The following is a 13,583-nucleotide window of genomic DNA, read 5'->3' as shown; positions in this document are numbered from 1 at the left end:
TATAAATAAACCCCTCTCCAAACCTCTCCCCGACGCGGGGAGAGGCTTTGAAACCCCCATTCCCTTGTAGGGAAGGGGGGAAGGGGGGTTAGGTTTCTAGAGATTATCGGGTTCATCTAATACTTTTCAAACAACCTCTAATAGGGTAGCTTGGTCATAAGCCTATGAGTGGGAACGCTCTGCTCAGAATAACAGTTTCAAGAGATTTTTAAGATAAATTTTGGGGATTTTTTGGCGATCGCTATATGTAGTCTACACGATATGTAACCACTCAAACAAAACTTTTATCATGACTCATAAAATTGAACTCCAATCTATTACGGGGTTATCTGTATTAACCGCAGGTGATCGCCTCCAAGAAGAAGGATATAATGAGCTACCATCTACCCAACATCGCCAAATCTGGGAAATTGCCCTAGAAATCTTCCAAGAGCCAATTTTCCTCCTGTTATTAGGCTGTGGTATTATTTACTTGTTTTTGGGTGATGCTCAGGAAGCTTTCATTTTACTAGGCTTCATCTTTTTTATTGTCGGCATCAACTTATACCAAGAACAAAAAACAGAAAAATCTCTGGAAGCATTACGGGATCTTTCTAGTCCACGGGCATTAGTTATTCGTGATGGCGAACGTCAACGAATTCCTGGACGGGAAGTAGTTCGAGAAGATGTGATTGTTTTGTCAGAGGGTGATAGAGTTCCTGCTGATGCTGTGGTGATGTGGTCTACCCATTTGAGTGTTGATGAGTCTTTGTTAACTGGGGAATCTTTACCCGTTCGCAAACAGGATACCACCGATTTAGAAAATACGATGAGAACCGCCACACAGCATCGTCCTGGTGGTGAAGATCTACCTTTTGTCTATTCGGGAACGTTAGTAGTTCAAGGTCAGGGAATTGCCCAAGTCTATGCCACAGGTATGCAGACGGAAATGGGTAAAATTGGTAAAGCCTTGCAAACTGTCGAATCCGAAGACACGGTTTTGCAGCGGGAAACTCGAAAAATTGTCAGTAAATTGACCTTTGTAGCGATCGCTATTTGTGTAGCTGTAATCGTTATTTACGCTGCAACAAGGAACGATTGGCTACAAGGAATTTTAGCAGGTTTGGCGCTGGCGATGGCAATTTTGCCCAATGAAATTCCTGTGGTCTTGGCAATTTTCCTGGCTTTGGGGGCTTGGAGATTTTCCCAGGCTAGGGTGTTAACTCGGCGTGTTCCTGTAGTAGAAACACTGGGTTCTGCGACTGTTCTTTGTGTAGATAAAACTGGAACGCTGACTTTTAACCGGATGTCGGTTCAGCAATTATTTGTGTATGAACCGACAACATTAACACCGCAATTTTACGATGTCGCCCTCCATGAAAGAGAAGCCCTGCCGGAAACTTTCCATGAATTAATCGAATTTGGGATTTTAGCCAGTCGCAAAGACCCTTTCGACCCGATGGAAAAAGCTCTGAAACAAGTGGGTGATGATTATTTAGCTAGAACAGAACATTTACATCAAGACTGGGAAACATTGCGAGAATATCCCCTCACAGGTGAATTATTAGCCATGTCTTGTGTGTGGCAATCTCCAGTAGATAAATTGGTAGTTGCTACCAAAGGAGCGCCAGAAGCGATCGCTGATCTTTGTCATTTTAACACCCAACAAAGGCAAGATTTGGAACAGCAGATTAATAAAATGGCGATCGCTGGTTTGCGTGTTTTGGGTGTAGCCAAAGTTATTGGCCAACATCAAAAAAACAAAACCCTCAAATCTCTCCCTGAAGCCCAGCATGACTTTGAATTTGCCTTTTTGGGACTGCTAGGTATGGCTGACCCCGTGCGTCCAACTGTCGCCCCAGCCATTGCCGAGTGTTACACTGCTGGTATCCGGGTAGTGATGATTACAGGTGATTATCCCGCCACAGCCCAAAATATTGCCCGCCAAATCGGTCTAAAACCTGCCACAGAAGTAATTACCGGGTCAGAACTGGAAACAATCCCAGAAGCGGAGTTACTGTCTCGCATTCAAACTGTGAATATCTTTGCGCGGGTTGTTCCCGAACAAAAATTACTAATTGTCAATGCCCTGAAACGCTGCGGTGAAATCGTGGCTATGACTGGAGATGGTGTGAATGATGCCCCAGCTTTGAAAGCCGCAAATATCGGTATTGCTATGGGTGAAAGGGGTACAGATGTTGCCCGTGAAGCTGCGGATTTAGTTTTGCTAGATGATGATTTTTCCGCCATTGTCCAATCTGTGAGGCTAGGACGGCGAGTATTTGATAACCTGAAAAAGGGTATGGCTTATACTTTGGCGGTGCATATCCCCATTGCGGGAATGTCCTTGATTCCGGTAATATTTCATTGGCCGCTGGTATTATTGCCTATCCACATTGCTTTTCTGCATTTAATTATTGACCCTGCCTGTACTGTAGTATTTGAAGCAGAACCAGAAGAAGCCAATATCATGAACCGTCCACCCCGTAATCCCAGAGAGTCCCTATTCAGCCGTCGAACTTTGAGATTAGCACTGCTGCAAGGGGTAAGTGTGTTAGTGGTGTTACTGCTTGTATTTGCTGTGGCTTTTTATTCTGGACATGGGGAATTTGATGCCCGTGCTTTGGCTTTTACTACCCTAATTGTCTCGAATTTGAGTATGATTTTGAGTAATCGTTCTTGGTCGCGGACTATTCCCGAAATGTTACGCACTCCTAATGCGGCACTTTGGTGGGTGTTGGCTGGTGCTGTGGTGTTTATGGGTTTGGTGCTTTATGTTCCTGTGTTACGTCATTTATTCCGGTTCTCTGTTCTTCATTTTGATGATTTATTAGTTAGTCTCACTTCTGGAGTATTGAGTATTTTGTGGTTTGAAGGATTGAAGGTTTGGGGACGCAGATAATAATATGTCTCACGCAAAGGCGCAAAGGTAACATCCGCGTTTATCTGCGTTCATCTGCGTTTAAAAATCTTTGGAGGATTACTGTGAAAAAAGCATTTCGTAAAATTTCAAGGATTCAGAATAGAAAATCTTTTCTTCTTCTTCTTCTTTTTCTCCTGACTCCTGACTCCTGACTCCCAAAAATTATTTTACTTCTGTGACTCGCCAGCTTAGTTTTAGGTTAACCCAAAAGTTCCAAATTGTGGCTACTGCGATCGCTATTAATTTAGCTAAATACTGATTCATACCCAAGCTATTAAAAAGGAAATTGACTACTAATGTTTGGATGATTATCCCTGCTAAACAGACCATATTGAATTTCAGGAATCTTTTGAAACGCTGGTGCTTTCCTGTCTGTTTCCGGGAAATATCCCCAAATGTCCACAAATCATTCCAAAGAAAATTATTGAGAATTGCTACTTCGGCAGAAAGAATTGTACTGCGAGTTAAACCCAAATTAATTACGGTACGCATAATGTGAAATATGGTTAAATCCACAAATACGCCGCTAAATCCCACTGCACCAAATCTGAGAAACCGCCCAATGGGAAAGTTGACTTTTTGACTAATTTTTCCTATTCTCCCAGTAGATAACCGTAATCTGATTAAGTGTTGAATATAGTCTACATATTGTTTCCACGTCACTTTGCTTTCTCCTTCTGTCCGTTCGCGGAATACATAACCGGCTTCAGCAATTTCTCCTACCTGTCCCCGACCAATGACTTCTAAAAGAATTTTATAGCCTATAGGATTAAGTGTGGTATTAGCGATCGCACTTCGTCGTACCATAAAATAACCACTCATTGGGTCACTAACTCTCCCTAAAACTCCCGGTAAAATCACTAGTCCTAGTACCTGCGCCCCACGGGATAAAAAGCGTCTAATTACACTCCAACTACTGACACCACCACCGTCTATATGACGACTAGCTAAGGCTAAATCAGCCCCCGCTTCTATTTTATGCAACAGTTGTGTTAATACTTCTGGAGGATGCTGCAAATCGCCATCAATCACGCCTAATATACGCCCTTTAGCCGCTTGCCAGCCACGTATTACTGCTGAAGATAGTCCTCTCTCTTCTTGACGACGCATGACCCGTAATTGGGGATAATCTGGAATCAGAGATTGTGCTATTTCCCAAGTTCGGTCAGGGCTATCATCATCCACTACAATGAGTTCATAATTACCAGGAATAGTTTTATCCAATAACCCACTTAATATATTGATCACATTTTCGATATTGTCACGTTCTTGATAAGTAGGAATGACTAAAGATAGGAAAATGGCATTGTTTTCGGCTATTTCTTTGGGTGTAAATTCAGCAATCCTCAATGCACCAATAGGAACTGCTAATAAAGGATTAGATGAGTTGATGGTCATAAAATCAACAGTAAATTTTAACTTGCTAAATCGCCTACAAAGGTTAACTCTCCATAGATTACAATACTTTTGACATGATAGAAGCAATTGGTAAATTTTAAGTTTTAGGAAAGCATATATGTGCATATATATGAGGCTTGATGGTGAATTTGTCAAGCGTCATAGTTTGTCAAATATCAAGTGATTCTCGGTCAAAAAAAATATGAAAATATTTATGTTGCATATTATCTCAATAAAGATATAATGGTACTTTATTTTTGTGAAAATCAAAAGTAAGTTTCTAAAAAATCTACAATAATTTCATTTGAATATGAATTTATATTTGAAAAAATTTTTAGCTTCACAGGTTAACTATTGGTTAAGTATTGGCTTACTATCAATAATAACATTGTTATTGATTTTTTACCCTATTTATCGCATAAATTTCTCAGGGATTTTCATAAATTATAATGAAGCTTGGAATGCCTACCATCTGACTAGAGTAAATTCAGGAGAATTGCTTTATAACTGGCAACAACAATGGACTCCAGTTAACTATCCTCCATTTTCTTTCTATATTGTCGGCGGTCTTAGTCAATTAATTCATAATCCTATTTTGGCAGGAAGATATCTATCGTTATTATCTTTGTTATTAATAATAATAATGGTAGTTTCTATAGTGAATATTTTGATTAAAAACCTTGATTATGCTGTTTTTTCGGGAATATTTTGCCTAAGTTTGTTCACGACAGTGGCTCAAGTTTATATAGGCATGAATGACCCTCAACTATTAGGGCATTTACCAATTATATTAGCGTTATTAATTTATTTACGACCTATTAAAATCAGATATCATTTATTGATAGTGGCAGCACTAATGGCAGTGGGTATTTTTATAAAACACAATTTAATTGCCTTACCATTGGCTATAACTATCGAACTTTTTTTGATTTCACGTCCAGATTTTTTCAAATGGCTGATTTACTTAGGCTTGATTACCAGCGGTTTTATTCTAATTAGTATCAATATATCTGGTAGCAATTTTATTCATGAAGTAATGCTTATCGGTAGCCGTGTATATAGTATTCCACAGATTGTAAATAGTGTAGATTTGCTATTAACCAAGTTATTTATTCCGTTTATTCTTGCAATTATCGGTATAACTTATACTGCCAGACATTTACAACTCAGAATTACTGCTCTATATTTAGTTATATCTATTAGTACAGGCATCTATTTTTCTGGAGGGTTAGGGACTAATATTAATATCTATTTCGATACATTTATTAGTCTTTCTATAGTGCTAGGTGTAATTCTTTCTTATCTAGATTCCAAAAGTAAATTCGCAAAAATTTTCCCCCTAGTTATTAGCTTGAGTATCCTAATATCTACACGGATAATGATTATAGATAGTATTCACCAAATTATCCATTTGCCTGATCTGGCAAAACAAGAACAGATAAATCGTATAGATGCCTCTTTTTTGGCACAGCAAGATGGTTCTGTATTGTGTATACATAATAGCATCTTTATCTGCTATCTTTCTGGAAAGTCTTTTGAATATGATTCATTTAATGGAGGACAAATGATAGCAACTGGAAAAAATAATAAAAATAGCTTTTTAGAAAAAATAACCACAGGATACTTTAGGACAATTCTTCTGGATAATGACTATTTAAATCTGGGGTTAAATGAGAGTAATTTAAATATTGAGAAATCACCAATTCAGAAAGCTCGTATAATGTTGATAAAATATATCACCGATGGTTTAGAGAAAAAATTCGGTAAACATTCATCTGCTCAATTCAAATCTTTGGATCTATTGAGAATAAATATTCTCCAAGCTATCAATGAACATTATACTATCAGCCATAAAAGTATAAATGGGACTTTTTATATATATAAGAGATAAGCAATATTACTTAATATCCTCCCGATTCTAGTTTACCAAAAGTTGTGTTGTCAAAAAAGTATTTAAAACACTTAATGGATTATAATTGTACAGGAATCCTATTTGATTTTTGTTGGCGCAGTCTGGACTTTGATCTGACAAAACTCAATACGGCTTAATATTAACCAGCGGAGAAAGATTTCGTCTGTGTAGCTGCGATTTATAATCTCTTAACAAAGATTCTTTAAGACAATGGTGTTTATCAGTTAAATAACATTTAAAAGTTACAAATTTCAATTTATTATGAAATTAAACGAGTTGTTTAAGTAGGTGAACACAATAAAACTAAACTGTGTAAAGAAACATAAAATCGCTGAAAATCTCTTTAATCTTGCCTCTTGCTTCTTGCCTTGCTATAAGGACAATTTTCAACGCCAACCTACTTATATTTAATCACCTGTGACTACTATAACTTTTGAATCTATTCTGCAATCGGCTTTGACAGAGGATGATATATCCCCTGATGATGGAGTATTTTTACTAAAACAAACTGATCCACAGGCGATCGCTCAAATTCAGTCTACAGCAAATCAACTCCGTCAGAAACAAGTTGGTAATACTGTTACTTACATAATTAATCGTAATATTAATTTTACTAACATTTGTGAGCAACATTGCAGTTTTTGTGCATTCCGCCGGGATGATGGTGATGCAGATGCTTACTGGTTAAATTCGGCGCAGATTTTGGAAAAAGCTACAGATGCAGTGCGTCGAGGAGCAACGGAAATATGTATGCAAGGGGGATTACACCCACAAGCGCAAATTAATGGTAAGTCTTTACCCTATTATCTCAAACTGGTAAAAACCATCAAGGACGAATTTCCCCACCTCCATTTACACGCTTTTTCTCCCCAAGAAGTCCAATTTATCGCCAGATTAGATGGAATTTCCTATACTGATGTGATTATAGCTTTGCGAGATGCTGGTGTCGGTTCTATGCCCGGAACAGCCGCAGAAGTGCTAGATGATGAAGTCAGACGGGTATTGTGTCCAGAAAAGATTGATACAGCCACCTGGCTAGAAATTGTCAGTACAGCCCATCAATTAGGAGTACCCACTACGAGTACCATATTGTCTGGACATATTGAAACCCCAGAACAGCAAATTGGCCATTTAGAAAAATTGCGATCGCTCCAACAAACAGCCATAGAAAAAGGCTATCCTGCAAGAATTACCGAATTTATTGTCTTACCCTTCGTTGGTCAAGAAGCCCCCAAATCCCTGCGCAAAAAAGTAGGAAGAGACCAACCAGTTCTCGCTGATTCCCTATTACTAACCGCTGTAGCCAGAATTTATCTGGGAAATTACATCCCCAATCACCAACCAAGCTGGGTAAAGCTGGGACTAGATGGTGCTACAGCAGCCTTAAATTGGGGTTGTAATGATATCGGTGGCACATTAATGGAAGAACATATTACCACAATGGCTGGGGCTGTCGGTGGTACTTGCATGGAAGTAGAAACTTTACAAAATGCAATAACTTCTTTGAAAAGACCCTATCAACAGCGGGATACTTTATATCGGCTAATGGGTAATTGGTAATGGGTAAGAGTTTTCTGGAATTTTCAATTGATTTATGAATTTACCGGATATCTCGCCTATACCGATTCAAGATAGGATGGATTTTGATTTACTTGTTTTTTTTACTTAATGCTTATGAAAAGCTATTGGTCGCGTCTGCTTTCTCTAGTTTTAGTTTTAGTTATCGGTTTAGTTGGCTGTAGTGGTAGTCCAGATAGTTTAACCGGGGATTATCGTCAAGATACCTTAACTGTAGTCAATACGTTGAGACAAACCCTAGAATTACCTCAAGATTCTCCAAATAAAGCCGCACTTGAAGCAGAAGCCCGTCAAAAAATCAATGACTTTTCGGCTCGCTACCAACGGAATACTTCTGTTTTGGCTCTTAACTCTTTTACCACCATGCGAACAGCCCTCAATTCCCTTGCCGGACACTACAGTTCTTATCCTAATCGTCCCGTTCCTGAAAAGCTGAAAAAACGTCTGGATGCTGAATTCAAGCAAGTAGAAGCATCCCTAAGACGTGGTGCTTAATTTATGTCTCAAGGATAGTTTCTTGATACAGCATAATTCAGGGCGGGGCTTCCCCGCCCAGTAGTCATGAAATATTACCAGGATTAGAAATCACTCCTCATACTATCTTTCAACGGGCTGGTTTAATTCTTTAGTTGAAAGACATAGCAGGAATCAGGAGTAAAACATAATCATTTATTAGATGATTATATATACTCAAACAAGTCTAATCGTGATTAGCTTAATCTAGCAAGGGTTACAGCCTGAGCGTAAGTTTCTGTACGATTGCTCATTTACCCCAGGCTCTAAAATTTCAGTTTTCTTTGTAAATAAAGCCCTATATACTGGTTCACCTTTGTTTTGAGTGGCTATTTCCCGTTCTGTGGGGACAGGGAGAGGATTTTGGGCTAACCATGTTGTTGTTCCTAGCTTCTCAAATGCAGGATGTTCATGAAAGCGATCGCACATTTCTACTGCTACAAATTCTATATCAGATTGCAGAAAAACAATACCACCCACTGCTAAATATTTCCCTAATTCTGTGACTAATTGTGGTTGGACTACCCGACGTTTCGCATGGCGATTTTTAAACCAAGGATCAGGAAATTGAATTGTAACTCTTTGTAAGCTTCCTAATGGTAAAGTTGATAATAAGGAAACTAGGGAATTATTCACATTTGCAAATACATAATGCAAGTTTGTTAACCCCATTTCGTCGCGGATTCTATTGGCTTCGACTACTAGGGGTTCTCGGATTTCTAACCCTAAAAAATTCCAATTTGGTTCTATTTGTGCCATTTTCAGGACAAATCTCCCTCTCGCACAACCAATATCTAAGTGTAGAGTTAGGTTTTGTCGGATATAAATCTTTTCCCATTCTGGAGAAGCGGTTGGGGTTTGGAATTTACTTGCCAGGGGGTTTACGTGCTGACGAACTCGAACAGGTGACAAAATTTACGCTCCTAAAAAACAACAATTTTAAACAAATGTATACAAATATTATTAAGTCTAAATATTCCTGCACAGGTATACACAGTGAGAGTTATACTTTGAGAAAAAGAATCTTTGCAACTTTATTTTTAACATTTTCTTAAAATCAATGAAACTCAATTTTCGTTTTGCTATCGTTAGCGACTTACACATTGCGCTTCCTGAAACAATCTGGGATCACCCTAGTCGCTTTCATTTGGTGGAAGTGAGTATTCCGGCTTTTGATAGTGTATTAGAACATTTAACCCAATTAGATTTAGATTTTTTGTTGATCCCTGGAGACTTAACCCAACATGGTGAATCAGCGAATCACGGTTGGTTACAAAACAGGTTATCACAGTTACCTTTTCCATGTTATGTTATTCCTGGTAATCATGATGTCCCTGTTTTAATCGCCAATGAACAATCAATTGGCTTTGCAGATTTTCCCTATTTCTACCAGAAGTTTGGTTATGAAAATCCTCAACAACATTATTATAATCGGCAGATATTTCCAGGAGTGAGGTTAATTGGTCTTAATTCTAACTCATTTGATGATCAAGGTCAGCAGATAGGACGGTTGGATAGTCAGCAATTCCAGTGGTTAGAACAGCAGTTAGCAGGGATTGAGGATGAATTGGTTTTAGTCATGATCCATCACAATGTGGTTGAACATTTACCGAATCAATCCCGTCATCCGATGGCAAATCGTTATATGCTGGAAAATGCTTTGGAACTTCGGCAATTATTACAACGTTATGGAGTTAAGTTAGTATTTACAGGACATTTGCACGTTCAAGATGTGGCTTGTGCAGACGGAATTTATGATATTACTACTGGTTCTTTAGTTAGCTATCCTCATCCTTATCGGGTGTTGGAATTTAACCGCGATGAATTGGGTAGTGAATCGTTACAAGTTGTTTCTCATCGTGTGGAATCAGTTCCAGATTTTCCCAACTTACAAACATTATCACGGCAATGGATGGGCGATCGCTCTTATCCCTTTGTCGTCAAGTTATTAACATTGCCTCCATTGAGTTTACCACTAACACAGGCAGAAACACTAGCTCCCAGTTTACGGGACTTTTGGGCGACTATTGCCGATGGTGATGCCATGTTAGAATATCCCCACTTTCCCATTCATGTTCGTCGTTACATTGAAGAATATAGCGCAGTGAATGATGGGAATACAGCTTTTATTGATAATCACAGTACGCTTTTAATTGGGAAGTAGGAAAAGGCAAGTTCCCTATTCCCTATTCCCTATTCCCTATTCCCTATTCCCTTAAAGAACGACAAATAGCAAATACAGAAGTATAGCCATGGAGGAAAGTTCTGCCGCTGACTGGACCAATTTCACCACCGCAGAAAAAGCCACCCATTGGGATGTCCTGGATGTAACGGCTAAACAGTTGAGAATCGAAATTAGGTTTGCCATACAGTCCTGTTCCTCGTCCTAAACAGGTAAACATCAAAGCGCCTACAGGAGAAGGTTGTCCGGCATTTTCACTTTGATATTCTTGGAGTAAAATTTCTAAATCTTCGGCGGATGCTTCGGCATCCCTCAAATGAAATTGTAACCTTTGACCGGCACGAATGCGATCGCCAATTGCGATCGCTCCAGCATTAGGATCTACTCCCAAAACATTGCGAATTAAAAAATCCCCCGAATGTAAATTTAGCCGAAATTCATCCATTGCTAAACCCACAAATAAAGAATGTTGTGCCAAAGTCCTTTCTTCTTCAGTCAAACTACTAATTAAATTTCGCAACACCATCAAAGGCACTTGTTCATCCAACTCTAAAATAATATTTCGTTCGGCCTTTGTCACTTGCAACGGTTCACCAATAGGACGACACCCCTGGGAAACAATAGTATCTAAGACGATATTGCCACTTAAAGCTATACCTACCGTCCCTTCCCGATATAACTGATCATTACAAAATAACCCCACGTGACCATTCATAAAGCCGCTGCTGGCCTGTCCTCCTACCACCACCGAACCAGGATAAGCAAAATCTAGCCCCTGCAACAAATCATTTGTTCCTGAAGCAAAGGGACTCGACAAGAGAATAAATTGAGGAACAACTGAAGGTGATACACCTACTAAATCAATCCAAGCAGTAGGAGAACTATCGGAATCTGGCAATTCTTCCGCCACAATATGAAAAGGTCGGATTTCGACACCAGGAAGATGGGCTAAGGTCAGACTCAGGGCTGGTTCTGCTTCTATTTCTTCCGTTTCTCCTGCCTGTTTCCTACCAATGACACCCCCAGCACTACAACCAATTAATATAGGTACAGAAAGCTTTTCCGCCAATAAAGGCAAAAGTCGGGAATACTCACTCATAAACGCAGAAGAAATGAATATCAGCCCTAAATCCGCTGGTGCTGTTAAAGATGCCACAGCTTGTTCCACGACATCTGTAATAGCCGCTTCTAAGGAAGCACGGGTTGATAGGGCATTTGTCCACTGCATTTGATCTGCCATGAGTTTTCGGCTGGTTTCTGTTTTGAGGTTAGTTGATTATTTTAACTAAGTTTGTCACTTGGTGATTGGTAGCCGGAAAAATTCTTACTGATTTATTCAGACCCCTGAATTCTCTGAGAATTCGGAGTTCTAAACACCTTCTAGTTTGATGTCTGCATATTCTTGTTCTGTTCATGCAAATCTGGGATCTATGATTCTTGTTGCTGATTAAGGGTATGAATTTTAGTCTCACGCAAAGGGTTATATCTTGGTTTTGTTATAATCAATAGACATCTCCAAAAAAGAATGTAGAGACGTTCCATGGAACGCCTCTACAAGGGTTCTAGGATACGCATATTTAATTTCTGGAGATGTCTAATGATCCAAGGTTTGCCACTCCATAGTGTAATATATTTAGGTTATTCGGTACTTGTTATGCTAAACCGATAAGTTGAGAAAAGAGACCAGGAACTCATAACTGGGAACATCGAAAATTGCCTCCATCGAGTGAAGATGTTGTTTTCAAAGAAGACAGTTCCACAATCCGTTTGGGCAATACTCCGGCAAATCTCGCCATTATTAGTCAGATCCATCGCAATTAATATCCTTCGTCAAAATGGTTATACTCCCGTGACAATTGCCCAAAGATTTATCTCTCACGATATTGACAAACTTCTTCGTCTTGTGGAATGAAACAGCCCTGCTCTGCCCGCTGCTCCCTGCTAGAAATTAATAAGGTGGATAAGCAAATTCATCGTCATCTGCATACACATAAGAATTGGTAGCACCCGATGTTTCTACCTTAGAAGCCTCTGGTTTAATTACTTCCTTACCAAATTCTTTGTATTCTTCAAAGGCCTTACAAATGATTTCCGACTCAGGAGAGTCTGAGGCAATCATATAATCTGTTAAAGTTGAAACTGTGGGATGTTTATAATCTACAGTTGAAGCAACCAAAGCAATATTCGGTTCTATTCCTCTTTCCTCCGGTTCAATGATCGGGCAAAAAATTCCATGAGCATGGAATAAAGGACCTTTAGGCGTTAGTGGTTTATTTTGAAAACCAGCATAAGCTTTTTCCAATTCCCCAGCAAAACCGCCAGTAATTCGCCCTTGTTGATATTCAGCGTAATTTTTACCAAAACTAGCGCCGGGTGAACCACTCAGAGTTAATTGCAGAGGTGATTGATGCAAAAACTTTTTATCTTCACCAACTAAAAAAATCAAATGGCGAGTATAAATTTTAAATTTAAGTTTATCAGCTAAAAACTCTTCTTTGTAATCTTTGTATGTACCTAGTCTAATCTTAGTTTCCCGATCCTGCACTGATAACGGTCCACGACGCACAATCACCAATCGAGGAGTAGTAGTAATAAATATTGTTTCTACTTCTCCAGAATTAAATTCATGTTCCACCTGTTGCCAATTATCATCTGGCTGAAACCCAACGGATTGAGCATTATCGCGGCTAATCGCTAAACCATAGCTTTGTAAACCATCTGTACCATACCGAGGATTGACCATTAAACCCCAGGGAATCACTTGGGACGGTGGGGCGTTAAATTTTTCGTCTTCAAAGTCGAACTTAGCAGATGCTTTCATGATTTTAGAATATCAGTGTGTTTAGTTTAATAGACATCTCCAGAAATTAAATATGCGTATCCTAGAACCCTTGTAGAGGCGTTCCATGGAACATCTCTACATTCTTTTTTGGAGATGTCTAATAAGTCTATCGTTTGTACGATATTTTGTACCATCTATCTCCGATTTTACACTTTCTGAATTAGATTGTAACAATTTTTGTTTAACAATCAATTATAAAACCTGTAGGGGCGGGGTCTCCCCGCCCTTTCCCCGCCCTTTCCCCGCCCTTTCCCCG

The 13,583-nt window shown here is 39.1% G+C and carries 9 protein-coding genes; 5 read left to right on the top strand and 4 right to left on the bottom strand.

Going from position 1 to position 13,583, the window contains the following annotated elements:
• The first annotated feature begins 289 nt into the window (after positions 1-289).
• Positions 290-2,881, top strand: a complete 2,592-nt coding sequence (locus PN471_RS10080) for a cation-translocating P-type ATPase (protein WP_271776733.1) — start codon at positions 290-292, stop codon at positions 2,879-2,881.
• Positions 2,882-3,064: 183 nt separating this feature from the next.
• Here the strand turns inward: PN471_RS10080 and PN471_RS10075 are convergent, their stop codons facing one another.
• Positions 3,065-4,300, bottom strand: a complete 1,236-nt coding sequence (locus PN471_RS10075) for a glycosyltransferase (RefSeq protein WP_271776732.1) — start codon at positions 4,298-4,300, stop codon at positions 3,065-3,067.
• A 310-nt stretch (positions 4,301-4,610) separates the two neighbouring features.
• On the opposite strand from PN471_RS10075, the gene PN471_RS10070 reads away from it, so the two are divergent.
• The 3 genes from PN471_RS10070 to psb27 all read left to right on the top strand — a co-directional run bounded on the left by PN471_RS10070 (position 4,611) and on the right by psb27 (position 8,285).
• Positions 4,611-6,191: a glycosyltransferase family 39 protein gene (locus PN471_RS10070; RefSeq protein WP_271776731.1), complete on the top strand. Its 1,581-nt coding sequence runs from the start codon at positions 4,611-4,613 to the stop codon at positions 6,189-6,191.
• 438 nt (positions 6,192-6,629) lie between these two features.
• Positions 6,630-7,772: a 7,8-didemethyl-8-hydroxy-5-deazariboflavin synthase subunit CofH gene (cofH, locus tag PN471_RS10065; protein WP_271776730.1), complete on the top strand. Its 1,143-nt coding sequence runs from the start codon at positions 6,630-6,632 to the stop codon at positions 7,770-7,772.
• A 114-nt stretch (positions 7,773-7,886) separates the two neighbouring features.
• The gene (gene psb27 / locus PN471_RS10060) at positions 7,887-8,285 is read left to right on the top strand and encodes a photosystem II protein Psb27 (RefSeq protein ID WP_271776729.1); all 399 of its coding nucleotides are present in this window, start codon (positions 7,887-7,889) and stop codon (positions 8,283-8,285) included.
• A gap of 225 nt (positions 8,286-8,510) precedes the next feature.
• Here the strand turns inward: psb27 and trmB are convergent, their stop codons facing one another.
• Positions 8,511-9,215: a tRNA (guanosine(46)-N7)-methyltransferase TrmB gene (gene trmB, locus PN471_RS10055; protein ID WP_271776728.1), complete on the bottom strand. Its 705-nt coding sequence runs from the start codon at positions 9,213-9,215 to the stop codon at positions 8,511-8,513.
• A 148-nt stretch (positions 9,216-9,363) separates the two neighbouring features.
• Between trmB and PN471_RS10050 the strand changes: the two genes are divergently transcribed.
• Positions 9,364-10,467, top strand: coding sequence for a metallophosphoesterase family protein (locus tag PN471_RS10050; RefSeq protein ID WP_271776727.1), 1,104 nt, complete (start codon positions 9,364-9,366; stop codon positions 10,465-10,467).
• Between the two features lie 43 nt (positions 10,468-10,510).
• On the opposite strand, the gene PN471_RS10045 is transcribed toward PN471_RS10050, so the two are convergent.
• Positions 10,511-11,725, bottom strand: coding sequence for an FIST signal transduction protein (locus tag PN471_RS10045; protein WP_271776726.1), 1,215 nt, complete (start codon positions 11,723-11,725; stop codon positions 10,511-10,513).
• A gap of 708 nt (positions 11,726-12,433) precedes the next feature.
• Positions 12,434-13,306: a DUF5895 domain-containing protein gene (locus PN471_RS10040; protein WP_271776725.1), complete on the bottom strand. Its 873-nt coding sequence runs from the start codon at positions 13,304-13,306 to the stop codon at positions 12,434-12,436.
• Between the last annotated feature and the right edge of the window lie 277 nt (positions 13,307-13,583).

The sequence above is a fragment of the Aphanizomenon sp. CS-733/32 genome (assembly GCF_028330045.1).
GTDB lineage: Bacteria > Cyanobacteriota > Cyanobacteriia > Cyanobacteriales > Nostocaceae > Dolichospermum > Dolichospermum gracile.
Note: the sequence above shows the minus strand (reverse complement) of the source record. Positions and strands in the feature narration are given on the sequence as shown.